This window comes from Calothrix sp. FACHB-168, from assembly GCF_963889195.1.
GTDB lineage: Bacteria > Cyanobacteriota > Cyanobacteriia > Cyanobacteriales > Nostocaceae > Aulosira > Aulosira anomala_A.
In genome coordinates this window covers 35,101-55,871 of sequence record NZ_CAWPNJ010000041.1, presented here as the reverse complement: position 1 = coordinate 55,871, position 20,771 = coordinate 35,101, and the positions used below count along the sequence as shown (strand labels likewise).

The 20,771-nt window shown below is 41.5% G+C and carries 13 protein-coding genes and 1 pseudogene; 4 read left to right on the top strand and 10 right to left on the bottom strand.

Going from position 1 to position 20,771, the window contains the following annotated elements:
• Window positions 1–5 precede the first annotated feature (5 nt).
• A complete protein-coding gene (locus tag AACW45_RS23475; RefSeq protein ID WP_190628879.1) occupies window positions 6–1,313 on the top strand; it encodes a hybrid sensor histidine kinase/response regulator in 1,308 nt (435 codons plus the stop codon).
• A 105-nt stretch (window positions 1,314–1,418) separates the two neighbouring features.
• On the opposite strand, the gene AACW45_RS23470 is transcribed toward AACW45_RS23475, so the two are convergent.
• Window positions 1,419–2,201: a tryptophan-rich sensory protein gene (locus tag AACW45_RS23470; protein ID WP_190628877.1), complete on the bottom strand. Its 783-nt coding sequence runs from the start codon at window positions 2,199–2,201 to the stop codon at window positions 1,419–1,421.
• 170 nt (window positions 2,202–2,371) lie between these two features.
• Between AACW45_RS23470 and AACW45_RS23465 the strand changes: the two genes are divergently transcribed.
• Window positions 2,372–3,703, top strand: a complete 1,332-nt coding sequence (locus AACW45_RS23465; RefSeq protein WP_190628874.1) for an apoptotic protease-activating factor — start codon at window positions 2,372–2,374, stop codon at window positions 3,701–3,703.
• 717 nt (window positions 3,704–4,420) lie between these two features.
• Here AACW45_RS23465 and AACW45_RS23460 read toward each other — a convergent pair.
• From AACW45_RS23460 to AACW45_RS23435, 6 genes are all read right to left on the bottom strand, one after another.
• Window positions 4,421–5,686 (bottom strand): glycosyltransferase, encoded by a 1,266-nt coding sequence (locus AACW45_RS23460; protein ID WP_190628871.1) that lies wholly within the window; start codon window positions 5,684–5,686, stop codon window positions 4,421–4,423.
• 168 nt (window positions 5,687–5,854) lie between these two features.
• Window positions 5,855–7,084: a glycosyltransferase gene (locus tag AACW45_RS23455; RefSeq protein WP_190628869.1), complete on the bottom strand. Its 1,230-nt coding sequence runs from the start codon at window positions 7,082–7,084 to the stop codon at window positions 5,855–5,857.
• A gap of 52 nt (window positions 7,085–7,136) precedes the next feature.
• Window positions 7,137–7,610, bottom strand: a complete 474-nt coding sequence (locus AACW45_RS23450) for a DUF2141 domain-containing protein (protein ID WP_096644275.1) — start codon at window positions 7,608–7,610, stop codon at window positions 7,137–7,139.
• A 263-nt stretch (window positions 7,611–7,873) separates the two neighbouring features.
• Window positions 7,874–8,878: an NAD-dependent epimerase/dehydratase family protein gene (locus AACW45_RS23445; protein ID WP_190628828.1), complete on the bottom strand. Its 1,005-nt coding sequence runs from the start codon at window positions 8,876–8,878 to the stop codon at window positions 7,874–7,876.
• Between the two features lie 219 nt (window positions 8,879–9,097).
• Window positions 9,098–10,276 (bottom strand): ABC transporter permease DevC, encoded by a 1,179-nt coding sequence (gene devC / locus AACW45_RS23440; RefSeq protein WP_190628825.1) that lies wholly within the window; start codon window positions 10,274–10,276, stop codon window positions 9,098–9,100.
• Window positions 10,277–10,367: 91 nt separating this feature from the next.
• Window positions 10,368–11,573, bottom strand: a complete 1,206-nt coding sequence (locus AACW45_RS23435; protein WP_190628823.1) for an ABC exporter membrane fusion protein — start codon at window positions 11,571–11,573, stop codon at window positions 10,368–10,370.
• 1,316 nt (window positions 11,574–12,889) lie between these two features.
• On the opposite strand from AACW45_RS23435, the gene AACW45_RS23430 reads away from it, so the two are divergent.
• Window positions 12,890–14,215 (top strand): ParB/RepB/Spo0J family partition protein, encoded by a 1,326-nt coding sequence (locus AACW45_RS23430; protein ID WP_190628820.1) that lies wholly within the window; start codon window positions 12,890–12,892, stop codon window positions 14,213–14,215.
• Window positions 14,216–14,321: 106 nt separating this feature from the next.
• Here the strand turns inward: AACW45_RS23430 and AACW45_RS23425 are convergent, their stop codons facing one another.
• Window positions 14,322–14,726 carry a hypothetical protein gene (locus tag AACW45_RS23425; protein ID WP_190545679.1) on the bottom strand — a complete coding sequence of 135 codons (405 nt, stop codon included), beginning with the start codon at window positions 14,724–14,726 and terminating at the stop codon, window positions 14,322–14,324.
• 290 nt (window positions 14,727–15,016) lie between these two features.
• Window positions 15,017–15,076: pseudogene (locus AACW45_RS38455) on the bottom strand (hypothetical protein); the annotation flags it as partial.
• A gap of 445 nt (window positions 15,077–15,521) precedes the next feature.
• Here AACW45_RS38455 and AACW45_RS23415 point away from each other — a divergent pair.
• Complete coding sequence (locus tag AACW45_RS23415; RefSeq protein ID WP_190628817.1) at window positions 15,522–19,271, top strand: CHAT domain-containing protein; 3,750 nt, start codon at window positions 15,522–15,524, stop codon at window positions 19,269–19,271.
• 505 nt (window positions 19,272–19,776) lie between these two features.
• On the opposite strand, the gene AACW45_RS23410 is transcribed toward AACW45_RS23415, so the two are convergent.
• A complete protein-coding gene (locus tag AACW45_RS23410) occupies window positions 19,777–20,214 on the bottom strand; it encodes a hypothetical protein (protein WP_190628815.1) in 438 nt (145 codons plus the stop codon).
• Between the last annotated feature and the right edge of the window lie 557 nt (window positions 20,215–20,771).

Below are 20,771 nucleotides of genomic sequence, written 5' to 3'. Positions count from 1 at the left end.
ATATCATGTCAAATAGTAAAACAAATTCCATTTTAATTGTTGATGATAATAACAACAATATCCGCGTTTTATTTGAGATATTACATAATTCAGGATTTCAAGTTTCTGTAGTTAAAAGTGGAGAAATGGCACTAGAAAAAGTACCATCTATTCAACCAGACTTAATTTTACTGGATGTCATGATGCCAGGAATTGATGGTTTTGAAACTTGTTCTCGACTGAAAGCTAACGACAATACAAAAGATATTCCAATTATTTTCATGACTGCTTTGACTGAATTAGAAAATAAAATTAAAGGATTGCAATTAGGCGCAGTAGACTACATTACCAAACCAATTCATGTAGAAGAAGTTTTGGCTCGTGTTAACGTTCATTTATCATTAATAAATACCAAAAATAAACTTTTGGAAGAAATTTCTGAGCGCCGAGAAGCAGAAGCCAAACTTCAGGAAACTCTGACTGAATTAAAACAAACCCAGACTCAACTGATTCAAAGTGAAAAAATGTCTAGTTTGGGTCAGATGGTTGCGGGTATAGCTCACGAAATTAATAACCCAATTAATTTTATTTACGGTAATATTAACTATGTGAATGAATATACAAATAATTTATTGACAATTATCAATATTTATCAGCAAATTTATCCTGACAATCATCCAGAATTAGCAGCAATAGCAGAAGCAATCGACTTAAATTTTATTATTGATGATTTACAAAAACTCCTACCTTCAATGAAAGTAGGTGCAGAAAGAATTAGCAATATTGTGCTTTCATTACGCAACTTTTCGCGGATGGATGAAGCAGAATTTAAAGCTGTAGATATTCATGAAGGGATTGAAAGTACATTAATGATTTTGCAATACCGTTTAAACGATAAACCAGAACAACCAGCAATTGAAGTAATTCGTGATTATGGTAAATTACCTCTTGTTGAATGCTATGCAGGACAACTGAATCAAGTTTTTATGAATATCTTGCTCAATGCAATTGATGCTTTAGAAGCAAATAATAACCAGCCAGAATCGCAGCAGAAAAAAGCAAATTCTCAGCAAATTAAAATTCGTACTTTTCTCGATAATTCACAACAGATAACAATTGCGATCGCAGATAATGGCTTAGGAATTCCCGAAGAGGTAAAAAACCGCATCTTTGACCCTTTCTTTACTACCAAAGCAGTAGGACAAGGTACAGGTTTAGGCTTGGCGATTAGCTATCAAATCATCACTCAAAAGCATGGCGGTACATTAGAATGTAATTCAACTCCTGGAGAAGGAAGCGAATTTATTATTAAAATTCCTGTACAACAAAGTTAGTTTGTCAATGGTCAATAGTCAATGGTCATTTGTGAATTTTGATTGATTTAAATAAGATAAATTATGTAGGGTGTGTTGTCGCGTAGCGCAACGCACCGCAAAAAATTAATTAATGGATTGTTTTACGTATTTCACTATAGTAATTACAACAAGAGCAATTACCAAAGCTATTGCTACATTTCTCAGTATAGGGTTATTCCAGTGCTTGACAGCGATCGCTAAAATTGCCCACACTGTTACACCCACATAAGCAATGTCTCGACGCTGAATCACAATTGTAGCCGCAATTGCAGATGCGATCGCTAACAGAATTACAGTCCAGTATTCCGCAGAAATACCCCATCCGTTCCAATTTTGGAAATATAAAGCACAAGCTACATTGACAATAGTTGCAACGCTAATCCAACCCAGATAAATGCTAATAGGTGCATAAAGATACCATTTTTTCTGCCGAGAGACATGCTGATTGCCAATATTTAACCGCAAGTAAATACCAATTAGCGGTAGCAAAATTAATAACATGGCGATAACTGATAAAACAAACAAGCGAGAAAGAAACAGGTATACCCAAATACTTTGAGCAATGGAAGCAATTACCAGTAAATATCCTGTATTGCGTAAATCTGCATCTTCCTTCTGACTGGGGAGAAATTGGTAAATTCCCAAAGCAAATAAACCAAGGTAAATCAATCCCCAAATAGCAAAAGCATAGTTAGCAGGGATAATTGAGACATTTTTAAACAAAGTATTGGAAATTTGCCCAATACTTAGACCATTTAGCGGAAAAATGTTAGATATGACATTGACCACAAAAGCGCCGATAATAGCCGCTAGAGTTGCCAGCTGACGGATAAAATCACGGTTATCGCCTTGAGTTGACTGTTGCATGGGATGGATGGCTAACTCAATATATCTTTAGCTTATAGTTCTTTAGCAGAGTGCAATGTGCGATCGCCTTTTTGTGGCATAACTGTTATGTTAATTTTGAGGTATAGCCTACATGCAAAATTGACTATTTTCTAGGCAAATGAATTTTAGTATATGTTGAAAATTTGGCAGTGACTTTATCAGTAGAATTTCTATTAGCGTTGGTTAAAAATAATCTCTGGACACCAGAACAAGGATTAGCTTATGTACTAAAAAATTTAGAACCACAGCCAAAAGTAAAAGCTGTGACTGAGTTAGTCAACTATTTGCCAGCAAATTTAACAATAACAGCACTTTCAGAAGCACTCACGGCTGTAAACTCCATTGAGTATGATTGCGAGCGCGCCTATACCTTAATTCCTTTACTAGAAAAACTACCTAGTGAGTTGTTACCTGAAGCACTTAAAGTTATTTGCTTAATTGAGGAAGAGAGATATCGCGCTGAAGCCTTGAATGCTTTCGCAGCAAAAGTACCCAATGATTTGTTAGCAGCCACAGTCACCGCCGCGCGATCGCTTAAAGATGGGTATGCTCTCGGTTATGCTTTGAATGGCTTAACAGAAAAACTGCCAGAGGTATTGTCAGAAGCACTCAGCGCCGTAGCCTTAACTCAGTCTGATTACGATCGCGCTACTGTCTTGATAGTTTTATCAGAGAAACTACCGCCAGAGTTGTTCCCTGAAGCACTTAATGCTGCTAAAGAGATTGAGTCCGATTATCAACGCGGTAATGCTTTAAGAGCTTTAGCCAAGAAACTGCCACCTGAGTGTTTACAAACAGCAGTAAAAATTGCCCGCTCAATTAAAAATAAAAGCGATCGCGTCTTTACTTTAATAGTTTTAGCAGAAAAGCAGCCAGAACTATTGCCAGAAATACTCTCCACCGCACGCTCAATTAAAAATCATCGCGATCGCGCCAGTGCTTTAACAGTCTTAGCAAAAAAACTGCCAGAACTATTGCCAGAAGCACTTTTAGCTGCACGCGCAATTAAAGATGCGTTTTATCGTGCCTATGCCTTGATGTCCATAGGCATGAAACTGCCAGAAGTATTGCCAGAAGTACTTTTAGCTACGCGCTTACTTGAGTATGGTAGATATCACGCTGAGTTATTGAGAGAATTAGCAGAGTACCTACCAGAGGTATTACCAGAAGCAGTCACTGCTGCTTGCAGAGTTAGAGATGATGAATGTTGCGCCTATGCTTTAAGTGGATTAGTCGAAAAATTGACACCTGATTTACTAGAAGAAGCAGTCACAGGCGCACGCGCAATTGAGGATGAAAGATTTCGTGCCTATGCCTTGATTGCCTTAGCAGAGCAATGGCCAGAGGTTTGGCCGGAAGCCATTGCTGCCGCCCGCTTCACGATTGAGAATAAAGAATGCCGCGAATATGCTTTGAGAGTTTTACCAGATAAGTTGCCACCAGAGTTGTTACAAGAAGCACTTGTCTTTATGAATGTATAAATTCTGCATTCATTGGTGTCAACTTAATACGAAACCTGGTTACCGCAAGGAACTGAAGTTCCTTGCTCATAGGCAAAGTCATCTAAAGATGACTAAATATCTTCAAAATATTGAGTCTACTTTAGTAGACTTGGGCTATTAGCCTGAGAATTCATTCTCAGGCGGGCGACAAAGCTGAGACAGAGGTTATTTTTAGCTTAAGTTGACACCTATGCCCCCTTAATTGGTATAAAAAAATTTCTCTCGCTTACCCGACGTACCGCCCGCAGGCTGAAAGCCTGGGGCTATCGTTACAAAGCCCACGTTCGTGGGCTAAAGAATTCAGCCCACAAAGGTGGGCTTCGTGTGATTAGCCGCACCCTTCCAGGGTGACGGCGGTTTATTGGGTAAGCGATGGGTTGGGGATGAAGACAAAACTTTGCAACCAAAAGGGTTTCACGTTGACACCAATGTGCCATGCCCCTACCTGCATACCTCATGCTGAAAATACATATTCGTGATGCTTCGCCTTGTCTGCTGATAAATTGAGGCGAAGTCTCACGATTTTAGCTTCTACGCAGAGCATGGGAGCTAAGTAGGGAGACATAATTATTTGTAGGATGGGTTAGCGATAGCGTAACCCATGCGGGTGTTGGGTTTCGTTCCTCAACCCAACCTACGTCCATCTTATATTTAATTCCAACTACCTACTTAGATAAAATCAGAAAAGCGATCGCTTTATTTAATGTTTGCTGTTGCTTTGGTTGATAAAGTCACAAGTTGATAAAGCTTTTCTTCAAACTTTTCCATACAAGCTGACCAATCATATTCTAAAATTGATGGGCGAGCATTCTGACTCATTGTGGCTTTGAGTTCGGGATTTTGCAGAATTTCAATAACTTTATTGGCAAAATCTACGGGGTTATTTGGTTGAGCTAAAAAGCCGTTGTGTCCGGGAGTAACTTGTTCTGCTGTTGATGGTGCAAAGGCTGCAACTACAGGAGTACCAGAAGCTAATGCTTCATTATTTGTGGTACAGAAGTTTTCGGTAACAGAAGGGTTAATAAATACATCGGCTCTAGCAAACCAGCCTAACAATTCTGTACCGTGAGATTCTCCCCAAATTGTAATTCCCGATTTATACTTTTGGGCAAGTTGACGAATTTGTTCGTCTGAGGGGCCGCTACCGACAATTACTAAATGTACGTCAGGAATTTTGGCAGCAATTAAAGGGAATGCATCGATTAATTGAGTAACATTCTTTTCGGCGGTGATGCGCCCAACAAATAATAAAGTAGGTCTGTTATCGTTGGGAATGGGGTTGTAAGAAATATTCCGGGGATGGAATTTTTCGCAATCAATACCTTGATAAGGAACGTATTCGCTACGCTGACATTGCAATTTTTCGTACTTAATTAACTGTTCCCTGGATGAAAATAAGTTAACAGTATAAGCATCGCTGACTTGCTTCACTATTAGGGGAATAATGGGACGCAGTAAGTTAAAGAAGAAACTTCCTAAGTAATATTTGATATAAGCAACGATATCTGTATGGAATACGGAGATAATAGGAGTACCTGTTTGCTTGGCGTATTTTACTCCTACTGCACGACCGTAACCTTGTAAAAAGGCTGAGTAAGCTCCTCGCATCTGGGCTGATTCTTCCACGACGATGATATCAGGTTGGAAGTTGAGGAGTAATTTAGTATCGCTCCAGTGTTTGTAATTTAAGGGTTGGGGTAGAGATTTATAGAAAATTAGCGGTTCGGTGGGGAAGGCGTAGGAAGAAAAGTTAGGATATGTCTGTAACTCTTCTAATCCTGGCATGGGACGATTCCCTACTTGTTTGGGATATTTATCGTTAATTTCTGGGTGGATGAGAAAAACTTCATGTCCTTGCTGGAGTAACCAGCGAACGCGCTGATGGACGGCGACGGAAACGCCTGTGAGAAAGGGGGCGTATAATCCGGTGAATAAGGCAATCCGGAGGGGTTGTTTTTTCATGATATAAGGATCTTTTTAAGAAAATTGCTGGTTTTGATTTGCGGATTTACGCAGGATTTTTTACGCAGAGGCGCATGGGGCATTGGGCATTGGGCATCCCTTCGGCTTCGCTCAGGGCGAGTGGGCATTGGGCAGACGCGATGAATCGCGTCTCTACAATTTGCCTCCTCAACTCCGGCGAAAGGGCTTATACTCCTCTAGGCGAATATTCCAGGCGCTAAATATGCGATAATTGACACCGCGCCATGTAATTGTGGTCATGCTCAAAGTAGACAATAGCCCTAACCCATAGATCCATTGAGTTAGGGGAATGCTAATTAATAATTTGAGGATTGTGGTGAAGGTAATGGGGACGATGGGTTGCAGGCGATCGCGCGTCATTTGCTGTACGCCATGCTCTAAAATTAACATTAGCCATAGTAATCCTACGGTATAGCTGACGTAACACCCCAATAAAAAATTAAAATTTTCCCATTGTCCAATAAAGGATGCCCAGAGCAAAGACATTAACACCAAAGTAGGTATTAAAATACTGGAAATGGTATCGCCAATAATTGCTGAAGGCTGGGGATGATACAGTCGAGAAGAAATTAATTGACGCTGAATTTGGTTTCTTAAACTCGGTAAATCGCTTTCTTCCCGATTTACCATAAATAAGCAAGGGACAAACTTTACCCGCAGCTTATGTTTGCGTAAGACGCTACCAATCAAAATATCTTCGCACAGGGCGAGACTCCACTTATTTAATAGTCCTGTTTGCTGAATTACTTCGGTTTTTATTGCCAAACTTCCGCCCCAAGGCATCCCAAACAGATATTTCTGGATAACTAAGGATACATTAGCTACATAAGGTATTAAAGACCACCAATCTTTACCTTTAGGTAAGTACCAACAGCTACCAGTAGTTGCACCGACTTTGGGATTGGCTAGGGGATTGACTAATTCTCGCAGCCAATTAGGATGAACTACAGTATGGCTATCCGCCAAAGCAACGACTTTATAAGAGTCATCCAATTCTGAGACAGCTTGAACTAAAGAACTGCACTTGAGACTACAATTATTGCGGATATTGCGCAAAGGACTAATTTCAACATTAGTTACTCCTAGCGCTTGTACTGTATCAACAGCAACATTCCAAGCTGGATCGTCTTGATGATCGACAACAATCTTTAGCTCATATTGGGGATAATTTTGTCGCAACAGCGCCCGTAAACATTGATTGAGGTAGGGATCGGCTCCACGCAAACAGAGGATTATTGCAGTTTTGGGTAACTGTTCATCTGGTAACAAGTTTTTTTGATTGGAGTATAAAGACAGTAAATATACTAGGGTGAGAATTACTTGAATAACTAGCCAACCTAGCAACGAGTTACACAGAAACTTATCCAAATCTGGCATTAATTTTAGAGCCTCCCGTATGGCTGGGGTGTTCCCCGCCCTTGACTTGACATTATGGATCGAGGGAATATTTCACAGTGATGTTGATGGTAGTATTCTTATTCAATGCAAAACTAGCATCACGGAATTTAGGCGTACCAGTTTGCACAGATACAGTAGGATTTTTAGAGATACCAAAACCTTCTGTAGGTATCCCGAAAAAGTCGCGGTTGAGTTTGCGATCGCCATTTTGATCGTCCACAATAGCAACAGCATAATTCCCAGGTTTTAAGCCTGTAAATTGGTGTTTTAAAGTGCTACCTGTGATTTTCTGGCAAGTACTTTTTAGCACATCTGTAGTGCTTAAAGGAAATGCTTTGGCTTTGTCTTGAGAGTAAACACCAATGCAAATTTCACCCTTTTGGCTGCGGATATTATTGACTACGACAGTGAGGGTTTCTGCTGGTGCAGCTTTGACGGTGGGAATTGTGGCGATACTGGCTAAAGTAGCAACAATTAAAGCTGAGATTTGAGACATCTTTAACATAGTTTGCTAGTCTCCTAATTCATAATCGAGTATGAAAACTTTTGCTTGGTATTAATAAAAAGAAGATAACGAACCACAAAGACACGAAGTACGCTAAGAAGAGAAAAGAAGAGAAGTTAAGGATCTTTGTAGGGGCACGGCGCTAGTAAGATTGTCTAGTTGTGAAATATATTGTGGATGCCGTGCCCCTACGATATAATGCATTCCAGCCCAACTGAACTGTATTGAGTTAAGGGTGGGCATTACCCACCATATTATGATTGCTACTTCATCAAATTTTGAATGTCTGTTTTATCTAGCCATTCTTTAGTAATTTGCAAACCTGCTTCTAGCCCAATTTTAGGACTGTAATTCAATAAATTCTGAGCTTTAGCAATCGAACAAGCGTAGGGACGAGTCATAAAATCTATCGACTCTGGCAGAATATCGGCTTTTTTACGAAATAGCTTTTGTCCTTGTACACGCAATTTCAAAAATAGTTTAATTTCCTCTTTACCCAAAGACATCGGCGCAGGAGAACCGGAAATTTCTGCTAAACGAGTAAAGTACTCTTTCCAAGAAGTTTGTTCACCATCGGTAATATTAAATATTTCCCCGTAGGTTTCTTTTTCTACAGCTAAAAAGATAGCATCAATCAAATTATCAACATATACATGATTGATAATTCCATGTTCATCGCTAGCATAAGCAAATAACTTCTGCCGCATAAAATGAACTGGACGCACTACCCAAGGAATACATCCCGGCCCGTAAACATCACCAGCGCGAATAATAATTACACCAAAATCTGCGGGATTATTTAACGGTAGTAATGCTTGTTCAGCTTCGATTTTGGTTTTGCAGTAAGGGTTGGTTTCATCGGCTAGGGGTTCAGATTCGCTGACGCGATCGCTATAATTAAACCCATAAACCAAAATACTCGAAAGATGCACAAAAGTCTTGATACCAGCGCTTTTAGCAGCTTTCGCTAAATTAATCGTTCCATCAACATTAATCTCGCGAAATTCCTTAATTGCACCAGATTCTTGAGCAATTTGGGCTGTATGTAAAACGATGTCTACACCTTGACAAGCCTTTTGCACAGTTTTAGCATCGTTCAGGTTACCAACAATTACCTCAACGCCCAAAGCTTGTGCTTGCTTATCTTTAACAGCAGAACTTTGCAGTCCTTTAACCTTCATTCCCTTAGCAACAGCTAATTCAGCCGCACGCCAGCCGATAAAGTCATCAATTCCAGTAATCAGAAGAATTTTGTTTTCCAAGTTCATAAAGCAGAGATGATTGGTGAGTTGTGTAGGGGCGGGGTATCCCCGCCCTTAGCGGATTGCGGTATCCCCGCCCTTAGCGGATTGCGGTATCCCCGCCCTTAGCGGATTGCGGTATCCCCGCCCTTAGCGGATTGCGGTATCCCCGCCCTTGATTGACGATGGGGGGTATCCCCGCCCTTGATTGACTTAATGTGGAGAAAATCTTGATGATGCGAAGATTTAAAAAATATCAGCCGGGTCAGCAGAACGCAGTTTATTAATAGCTAAAGACCCAGAAGTCATACACATTAAAACCGCCGAAATTAACACCAGCACTATATTATTAAAGCTCATCATAATCGGCAGCTTTGTGGCTTTCATGGCAAAATCATAGATAAACACGGATAAAATGAATCCGGGAATAAAGCTAAAAATCGCCAAAATCAAAGCCTGTTGAAAGACCACATTTAACAAATAGCTGTTGGGATAACCCATTGCTTTTAATGTGGCATAAGCGACAAATTGAGTAGCAATGTTGCTGTAAAGAATTTGGTAAACAATTACTACCCCAACTACCGAAGCCATTGTCAACATTAAGTTGAGAATAAACCCGATTGGTGTTCTCACAGCCCAATATTGTTTTTCAAAATCAATGAAACCCTGATATGTAAAAACTTGAACATCATTAGGCAATGATTCTTCTAAACTTTTCAGCACTTTATTGGGGTCAGTACCTGGCTTTAAGCTAATGACACCAATATCAATCATTTCTGCGGGGCGAGTATTAGGATTAATGCGCAGAAAAGTTGAATCGCTGACAAGTAAATTACCATCTACACCAAAGGAAGGCCCTAAGCTAAATAATCCCGCAACTCGAACGCGATAACCAACTAAGGAATTAAAGGGGAATATTTCAACTGTTTGTTCTTTTTGTCCTTGGTCGTATCTTTCAGCAATCGGCCCGAATTCTGGACGCGAATCTCGGTCAAACAGCATCATATCCGGGATTTTTAGTTTATCTAAATTTTCCTCAACTTCGGGAATATTTAAAACAGACCTACCCGGATCGAACCCAATCACATAAATCGAATACTTTTCATTATTGACTGGGTTTTTTAACTTAGCAAATTGCAAATAAATCGGACTAACAGATTCAACACCATCAAAGCCCAAAGCTTGGTATAAACGAGTCCGCGAAAAGCTTTGATTTGATGTGATAGATTTGTATTGCGAACTAACTAAAAACAAATCTCCACGCAAACTTTGATGTACTGCAGTCGCACTAGAATAAAGTGCATCTTGAAAGCCTAGCTGAATAAACATCAGCAGCACAATAAAAGCAATCCCCGCTACAGCTACCAGAAAACGTATTTTTTGCTGAACTAGCTGTAGCCATGCTAAAGGAATTTTAAAATTCATTTGTTAGTTGTCAGTTGTCAGTTGTCAGTTGTCAGTTGTCAGTTGTCATTTGACTAATGCCCAATGCCCAATGCCCAATGCCCCATGCCCATTAAATATGAATCGCCACATCAACTTGCAGGTTGGTAAGTCTTGATACTTTGGCGCTATCTGCAGGATCATCTATGCAGATTTTGACTTCGACAATTTTGCGATCCGTATCTGCACTGGGGTTGAGGCTGAAGATGCTTTGCTTATCAACTTGCCAACCTACATCTTCTACAGTTCCCTTTAATTTACCCACAATTGCCGGGCTGGTAATGGTCACTTTTTGACCTTTACGCACTTTTTGAATATCGGTTTGGTAAACTTCTGCAACTACATACATCTGCGAAATATTACCTATCTCCGCAAAGCCAGAAGTTGCAATTACTTCGCCTGTTCTCGCGTGAATTTTTAAAATTGTACCGTCAATGGGTGATTTAATGTAAGTTAAATCTTGGTCAGCTTTTGCTTGTTTAACAGCAGTTTGGGCACTTCTGACTTCTGTTTGCGCTAATTCTACATCTACAGAACGTACTTCTTTAACGCTGTTAAGTTGAGATTTTGCTTGCTGAATTTGGCTTTGGGCTGTGTCTTTAGTCCGCTTTAAGGTGGCTTCGGCTTCTTCTAGTTGCTGTTGTGTGGTGTTGAGTTGTAGCGCTTTGCTATCGGCTACAGAAGCCGCGATCGCACCTTGATTGTACAATTTCTGATAGCGATCGTTCTCAGTTTTGGCATTTTCTACTTGCGCCTTAATTCTAGCAATTGTCGCTTCTTGCGCTGCTACATCGCCTTTTAACTGAGATTCTAACCGGACAATCGCTGCTTTTTGCGCGTCAATATCTCCCGTTTTCGCACCAGCTTTTACCTGGGCTAATTGGGCTTTAGCAACTTGCAGTTTATCTAAAGCTTGTTGTAAAGCAGCCGTAGCCCGGTTGTAATCTTCTAGGTAAGCTAAAAGTTGTCCAGCTTGTACCTTATCGCCTTCTTTAATTAAGAGTTTTTCAACTCGCACACCGTTAATAGAATTAGGTGCAGATAAATAAGTAATTTCGCCTTCTGGTTGTAAACGTCCTAAAGCGGTAATCGCAACTTTTGCAGGTGTAACCTTTTGAGGCGTTTCTGTTGGGCGAGTGTAAAAATTAGACCGATAGAATAATCTTGATAAAGCGAAAAAAGACGCCAGTCCAGCAGCAACGACTACAGAAACTCCTAGAACTATTTGCCACTTTTGTACAGACTGTTTGAATAATGGGCTTTCTTTGTTTACTGCCATATTTTTATTCCGATTGTGCTGAGGGATAATTTAAAAATTTGTCATTGGTCATTGGTCATTGGTCATTTGTTATGAAAATTACCAAAGATTGAGAGAATAGACTTCTTGCATAAATATTGTCGCTGTGTTGATTAGGAGTTTGAAAAGCGCACGCAGAGCCGCACCAGACGCAGAGAAGAATGAGAAAATTAGGACTTTTGCAAGATGTCTAATGACTTGAATGAGATTACTGATACACTATTTGTAGTTAAGAAATCAAGTAGAAATCTTATGAATTCTTGATAAGAGACTTAGCCATTTTTTTTGGTTAAATCAATGGCAAGAATGAATTGTGCAATAATACCCAGTAAATAAATTAGGACTTACACAGTGTCAGATATTTTTCATGCTTTTTGTCAATGGTCAATAGTCCATAGTTCAAAAACCTGAATTGTGACCATTAAATTTTGACTTTTGACTACCCTTGTGAGGGTTTTTATGTTCGGTGTGTAAGTCCTATCAGTCACCAGTGTGAGGTGATTTTACTCCTCAATATTCAAACAGAAATGAATAGAAACAGTCTGATTAGTTGTATGCAGCGTTTACACTTTGTAAGTAGAGAAAAATTACTATTTGCCAGCCTCAAATTATGCTAATGCTACTAATAACATTCTTGCCTTGATTGTTTAAATCTAGCACAGTAAATACTCTAAGAATTTAGTAGCATTTTTAATATAAAAATCTCCCCAATAATGCAGCGACTATCTAAATAACTTGAAAAACTAGGATAAAGCTTTGTTAAAGTATTGCAAAAACCCTTTAGCTTGTCAACTAGTTTTCGCCGTTATAATTAATGTTTCAATGCCCAAAATATCTGCAAGAAAATGCTGAGAAAATAGTGAATATATACTAAGTAATTCTCCTCAGTTAATTCTCAAAGATGATCATCAATCAACCGACTCTACTATTATCAATCGATAATCGTGAAGTCATTTGTGTACCATAAAACATTATTAGAAAATGGGCATTGGGCATGGAGCATTGGGCATTGGGCATTGGGGGACGCAACGCGGCTGGAAGCAGAGGGAGAAATGGAAGAGATATAGGGGTTTAGGTATGAGAAGTCGATGCCACTCCACTGCACAGGACTGATGCAAAAGTCACCAAAATTTTTTATTTATTCAACCGCCAAAAATCTGAGATTTTGGATTGAAATAATTTTCCATGCCCAATGCCCCATGCCCAATGCCCAATGCCCCATGCCCCATCCCCCTTGACTGTTGATATGTTAATGCTATGGTTGGTATTTTAACTGGCTGCACTGAACTACAGTAATTATGCCTATTGTGCCCATAAATCAAATTCTCGTTGGTTGTAATCGCCGTCCGATTAAGGGTGACAAGGTTGATGAGTTGAAGGAATCAATTAGGGCTAATGGTCTGTTAAACCCGATTACGGTGGATCAAAAGCTCAATTTGATTGCAGGATTGCATCGATTGACGGCTTGTAAGCTGTTGGGGTTGGATGCGATCGCGTGTAATATTGTGACTTACCAATATGCAGAACAGGCGCGTTTGGCGGAAATTGACGAAAATTTAATCCGCAATGAGCTAGAACCGCTAGAACGTTCGGAGTTATGGTTAGAACGCGATCGCATTTTAGAACGCATGGGACTGCGAGCAAAGGTAGGAGATAATCAACATACCCTCAAAGCTGGTGAAATGATTTCACCACCTCTCAAACGAACTGTGGAGTTAGCTAAGGAAGCTGGCTATTCTGAGCGCACTTTTCAGCATGGAAAGCAGATAGCCAAGGGAATTCACCCCGATGTCAAACAAATGATTAAGGGAACTGCGATCGCGGAAAGTCCTACCACATTATTAAAAATAGCTAGAGCAGGAAGTCAAGAACGCGCTGTAGCCGAAGCAGCACAACAAGCTGGAGAATTGGCTCAAGCGCAGGGAAATCTTCAAGAAGTTGAGCATCAAGCTAAATTATTGGCTGAGGCGCAAAATAAGCAAAAAGAATTACAAATTTTAGCCTATAACAGTGCTTTAGCAGAAAAAGAAGCTAAATTACTGCAAAAGAAAAGCCAGAGTCAACCAGAGAAAGCGAGGGAATTTAACCCAGTCCTCAAGGTGACAGTGGGCGACGAATGGATATTAGGACGGCATTTAGTCTATTGTGGGGATACGGCAGAGCAAGACTTTCTAAACTTGCTACCCTCAGATGCAGCATTAGCGATCGCTACTGTTTCCCCTAGTTGGAATCATAATTACTTGGTGGGAGAAGCGCGAGTTGTGGCAGTATTGCGATCGCCAGGGCAAATTTACGAATTTTACAAGCGTAATCAAATGCCTTTTCAGTATGAATTAATATTAGGAAATATCTACGTAGGGATTTTTTCACATCAGTCTTTATCCCAGCCACAAACAGCAATTAATATTGAAGGTGTAGAAGGAATTGTTAATTACTTAATTAATTTATATACCAGTCCCAATAATTTTGTCATTGCGCCATTTATGGGGAATGGGGAAGTTCTCATTGCTTGTGAACGTATGGGGCGAATCTGTTTTACTGGCGATGAAAATGAGGAGTTGATTAGCCGAGGAATTGGGCGTTGGGAGAAGTGGACAGGAAAGCAATCTCAAAAAATGGGGTAATCAATGTCTTTCCCATGCCCCATGCCCCATGACGGCAGTTGCTTCAAGTCGGCAAAGCCGCCCAACGCACTGCCTCCCCCATGCCCATTTTCAAGACAGTCTCATTCTATTCGCTAATAGTCTCAACTTTATTATTATCTGATGCTTGTTGGGCAACATTTTTCCGGCGGCTCGACCTCATTTTGCGGACGCGATCGCTTTCTCTGACACCACCTGCTGTTTCATATTGACGGCTATCTGTGCCATACTTAATAGCAATTAGCATTAGCATCTTTTGAGAAAGTTTAGCCAGATTTTTTTCCATCTCTTCAACTTCAGTTAAAGAAGAATCAGCTAAAGATAGAGCATTATTATGAATCTCAAGTTTATTACGTAACTGTTCTATTGACTCCAGCAGTTTTTCCAGACTATACTCATCATCCAATTTCAGATTTGGATCGATCAATTTTATTCCGGCGGCTCTTGACTCAACTTTTGCTAAAACGCTGGATTTACGTTTTTTGCGACTCATAAATGTGCCCTGATAAAATACTTATAAACATAGCTTGCCTTAATTAAATCGAAATCTGGTTCAGTATAAATAGCAGTTTTTGAACGGACAATTTTCAGCTAATATTCGGTAATATTTCGGTGTCTATAGGACTTACGCAACTGGCACAGAATTTCATATTGTAGGCGTAGGTTGGGTTGAGGCTTTGCGAAACCCAACGCCCTTGTTAATGTTGGGTTACCCTTCTCCTGCGGAGACGCTTCGCGAACGGGAAGCCGCTCCGCGTCTACGTTCCTCAACCCAACCTACATCTATATGAGTTGAGCAAAGCCACTACTGAGTTGAGCAAAGCCGCTATTGAGTTGAGCAAAGCCACTATTGAGTTGAGCAAAGCCGCTATTGAGTTAAGGAAAGCCACTATTGAGTTGAGCAAAGCCACTATTGAGTTGAGCAAAGCCACTATTGAGTTGAGCAAAGCCACTATTGAGTTGAGCAAAGCCACTATTGAGTTGAGCAAAGCCACTATTGAGTTGAGCAAAGCCACTATTGAGTTGAGCAAAGCCACTATTGAGTTGAGCAAAGCCACTATTGAGTTGAGAATAGCCGCTATTGACTTAACGATAGTGGCTTTTGTTATTGGCGAATTTGCGATCGCCATCAATATTCTCAGATGTAATTAACATTATCGTAGGGGCGGGGTTTCCCCGCCCTTATACGACATTCTCAAAACAAACGCGATCGCCTAGCATTTTTACGGAATTTAGGCTAAAAAGTTTGTATTATCTCAAATAACCTGCCACGCCCACACAGCCAGCTATGGAATTAAATCTCCGCTTCCCAGAGAATAATCAGGTCATTGTAACATTTGATGGGCAAGAAACTGATAGGCTGGATTTTGCCTCACCGTTGAATGCAGCAGACAGAGAAGAGATTCGCTGGTACTTAGAAACTTATGCGGCACATTACACCACGGATGTAGACGATAAACGGGCGGAAGGGATAGCAAAAAAATTCCGGCAATGGGGCGAAGATTTATTTAATGCGGTTTTTCAAAATCGGGCTGCTCAACGGCTGTTTAATTATTTTCAAGATGAAAATCAACCAGGACGCTTATTAACAATCAGCGCCAGTCATCCAGCAATTTTATCGCTGCCTTGGGAATTGTTACGCGACCCAGAAGGTACTTATTTGTTTCACGAAAATCCCCGCATTTCAATTCGTCGCCGCTTGGCTGGTGCAGGGGGTGGGCGCAGACCATTTAAAGTACAAGTCAAAGACCGTTTGCGGTTATTGTTTGTGGTCAGTCGTCCCAGTGATGCAGGATTTATTGACCCCCGTGGAGAAGCAATGGCAGTTTTGAACGCCATTCAACAAGCAGCAGCCGGAAGAGTTGAGGTAGAGTTTTTGCGTCCAGCCACCTTGGATAATTTAGTAGCGCGGCTAGAAGACTCGCGCCAACCCCCTGTTGATATTGTGCATTTTGACGGTCATGGGGTATTTGATTTAGATGGGCGTTTCCAAGAACAGGCTAAACATAGCGACCCGGTGGGACTAACTAAAGGCGGAAACGAGAACGGCGGCAATATCGGTTATTTGTTATTTGAGGATAAAGAAGGGAAAAAAGCCCTGATTACTGCCGAAACCTTGGGTGATATGCTGAATCGGCAAAAAGTGGGGTTAATTGTTTTGTCTGCCTGTCAGTCGGCGGCGATGGGTGGGGAAGATGGAGAAGATGCAATGGGTAGTGTAGCCGCTAGGTTAACCCATGCAGGTATTCCCACAGTCTTGGCAATGACTCATTCGGTATTAGTCACAACTACCCAACAACTGTTTGCCAAGTTTTATCAGGGTTTAGTATCTGGTGCTGGTATGGGTGAAGCATTAGATAATGCGCGGCGAGACTTGTATCTCAACCAACAACGGGGAGAACGGCAACGGGGTGAGAACCGGGTGCAGTTAAAATTGCAAGATTGGTTTTTACCTGCCTTGTATCAAGCGGCTGGGGATACGCCGTTATTGCAGCCAGACTTGAACCACCAAGAAAGCAGCGAGTCACCAAAATGGGGAAACTTGCCGGATTTACAAGAAGCTGGATTCTTCGGTCGTAGCCGGGAATTGTGGCAGATAGAACGCTGGCTTGTGCAGGGAACGCGCCGCCTCACAGTATCGGGTTTTGGTGGACAGGGAAAAACCTATCTTGTCCAAGAAGCAGGACGCTGGTTACACCGCACGGGGATGTTTGAGAAAGTTTGTTTTGTGGATTATGCTGCTTTTGGTGCTGTGGATGCTGTAGGCTGGGCAGTTAGCACCCTGGCGACAGTGTTAGATGAGAGTTTAATTGATGGGGCGGCGGCAACTCAGGCGTTGCGTAAGCAAGCCACATTGCTGATTTTAGATAACTTAGAAACCTTGCCAGCCGAAACTCTCCGGGAACTGTTAACCGTGGCAAAACAGTGGTCTGAAGTTGGGGAATGTCGGGTATTACTCACCACTCGCACACCAGATTTTCACCATCCCGATTATCCCACACAAGGCAGTCGCAAACATATCTCCTTATCTTTGCGAGGTTTGGGACAAGAAGATGCCCTAGCGTATTTCCAGAGTTTGATTAAACTGACGCTAGCACCCAAATTTGACCCACCTAAACGGGGCGTATTATTGGAATTATTTAAACTGGTGGATTTTCATCCCCTCTCCATTGGTTTGTTAGCGAAACAGTTGGAAAGTCGCCGTCCGGCAGAGTTGGGACAACGCTTAGAAGCGTTGATTGCCCAAACACCAGATAATCCCCTATTGGCATCGTTGAATTTATCTTTAGAACGGTTAGATGCTGAAGCAATGCAGTTGTTGCCTCGCTTAGGCGTGTTCCAGGGCGGGGCGTTTGAATTTAACTTGCTGGAAATTACAGAAATTTCTGAGTCACAGTGGCAAACTTTGCGCCCAGCATTAGAAGCCACTGGTTTAATTCAAGTTGATGGGTCTTTTCTCAAATTTCACCCCACCTTAGCCCCTGCCTTGTGGCCGCGCTTATCCCCAGAAGCACAGACAGAACTGCTTGCCCGTTATCAACAGTTGTATTATCAAGTTTCTCACTATTTGTATTTTGAAGATGACAAAGACCCTCATTTTGCCCGTGCCATTGCCCAACGGGAATTATCGAATTTACTTTATGCAGTTGATAGGGCGTTGGATGCAGGTGCAGAATGGGCTGTAGAGTTTGTTGGGAAGGTAGACAAGTTTCTCGGCAGATTCGGACTCAACCGCGATCGCACTAGACTAATTCAACGAATTGCTGAGTTAACTGGGGAAGTAGGTTCTGATACATGGTTTATCAGCTGTAGTAGTTCAGGCGAGCAATTATACAATGCAGGTCGCTATCAAGAAGCAGCGCGGGTATTTAGTGAAATACTGGCAGGGCTAAGTGAACAACCGAGTTATAATCACTGTGTCATTTTGACTTGGCTGGGGCGGTGCTTGAGTCGCCAAAGACAAACAGCACAGGCAGCAGAAATTTACCGTCAGGGATTAGTAGTGGCGCAGCAGTTGGAACAGTCTGATGGTGTGAAGGGACTGATGGGAACTTTGCAGACTTACTTGGCAGATGTACTGACGGGTATGGGGAATTACAGTGAGGCACGCATTGCTTATGAAGCAGGATTAGCTCTTATAAAAGAAGTTGGAGACCTTCGTGGGGCTGCGGTATCAAATGCACAACTCGGCTTTCTAGCCATGCAGCAAGGCAACCTTTCAGAAGCCGAACAGCGTTACCGAGAAGCACTGACTACTTTCCAGCAACTCAACGAACCAGCATCAGAAGCTATTGCTTGGCATCAACTGGGTATGGTGTATGAAAAATGCAAGCAGTGGGACTCTGCGGAACATGCTTACCGAGAAGCAGCACAAATTAATGAATCTCAAGGAAATCTGGCAGATGCAGCAGCTACTTGGCAACAATTAGGCAACCTCAATCTATTTGTTGGCAAACTCGGAGAGGCAGAGGCTTGGTTTTGTAAGGCTTTGAAGCAATATCAACAATTAGAAGATCAAGCCAGTGCATCTCAAATATTAAATAACCTCGCTTTCATACTACAAAACCAACCCTACCGCCTCAGCGAAGCCCGACAATTGGCAGAATCAGCATTAGCTATCAAGAAAACCTTAGACCCGGCTGCGGCTGAGATTTGGGCAACCTATGACCTCTTGGCAATGATTGCCGACAAGCAGGGCGACAGCACCCAATCTAAAGAATATCGTCGCCAAGCAAGGCAAGCAAAAGCAGTGTTTGCGGGGACACAGTATGAGTTGCGGCAACATGGGCAGTTGATTGCAACGGTGGTAGCTGCTGTGGATAATGCAGAAATCAGGGAACAGTTAGAAGTTGAGATGAAGAATGTTGCAGAAGTTTGGCAAAATTTCGTTGCTACCATCCGTCGTATCTTAGCCGGCGAGCGAGATGAGAATATACTGTGCGAGCAGTTAAATTTGAAACATTCTATGATTATCTCCGCTATCCTGCGGGGTATCGCTGACCCTCAATCCCTTGAAGCGTTATTAAATAATTCGTAATTCGTAATTCGTAATTCGCCGTAAATGTAGGGTGTGTTGTCGCGCAGCGCAACGCACCGTCAAGAATCTAATACCAAGTCAAAAATAGCGCTTGTGGTGTTGGATGCAAAACAAAATTATATCGTCGCCTGTAGGGGCATCGGCACTGCCGTGCCCTTAAGACTGTGTGGACTCAACCGATAACCCCCATAATGTTTGCGACACATCAATTATTCTAGAGTGCAAGGTATTGCCCATTGGTGTCAACTTAACGCGAAACCCTTATCCTAACTGGCTCCCATGCTCTGCGTGGGAGCAATGATCCTGAGGCTCTGCCTCAATTTATTCAGAAGACGAGGCGGAGCCTCGCAATACGCATTTCCAGCCGGAGGCTGGAAACGAGAGATTGTATGGGCAAGGCATTGCCCCTACAATCTCTCGCATTCTTTTTCAAAATAGTATGAGGTGCGTTAGCCTACGGCATAACACACCCTACTGGACTCTGCGCCTTGGCGTGATGCAAAATTCATTTATTATCCACTTCCACAGAATAATCTTCACAAAAAGCCTTCAACCCAATATGAATAATAATCACCGTTAGTGCCACAACTAAAGGAGATAACACATCCCCCGAAAAACCCATCCCTACCAACACCCCACCCAAGCGTTCCACAGCATCCTTATTATCCAAATCACCCCATTTCTGCCACTGCTTATTCAGCATTCCCCCCTCTTGACATAAATCACTTTTAGCAGCGCGTCCAAATTTCTGCAAAAAACTCTGAGAGTTTTCTTGTGTAAATTTTGTAATTGCTGCCGTTTGTTTTACCAGCAATTTTTCATCTGAAATTTTATCATCTCCTTGTTTTTGCTCTGCATCTGGAGCAGAGCGCAGTTCTATTAACTGGCGGTCAATTTCGGCAGAGAGGGCAGTAATTTCCTCAGGGGTAAAGATGCTATTCATTACTGATTTGCAAGAGAACTCTGTTAAAAATAATCATAGAGTAGTATATGCCATGCACGCCAAAACTGCTGTATAAGTCGTCCCCGAATCATTCAACCCGGTCATCAAAAAAAAGCGCATTAATGAACCGCAGAGGCGCAGAGAACACAGAGAGAGAGTAATTAGAGATTGTAATCTAAATTGATGAAAAACTCTATAAAATTCTGCATTCTGTCCTCTCCCTTTCACCCATAAAATCAATTCTAAAATTGTATTTCCCATATCAAATAGTCAATTTATCCTATTGCGTGTTTTCAAGTATTAGATCCCCCCTACCCCCCTTAAAAAGGGGGGCGAAAAAACTCTCAAAGTCCCCCTTTTTAAGGGGGATTTAGGGGGATCGAGAAATTTAGAAGGCTAAACGAGTAGTTTACAAACACGCCCTAGCCCCTAGCCGCTAGCCCTTGATGTTTACCATGCACTTTAACAAAATTAAGCTTTGCTTTATATATCACTTATTTATTGCTTAAATTGAATTATCTTGAAAAAACTTCAATTTTTATTGTGGAATTATGATG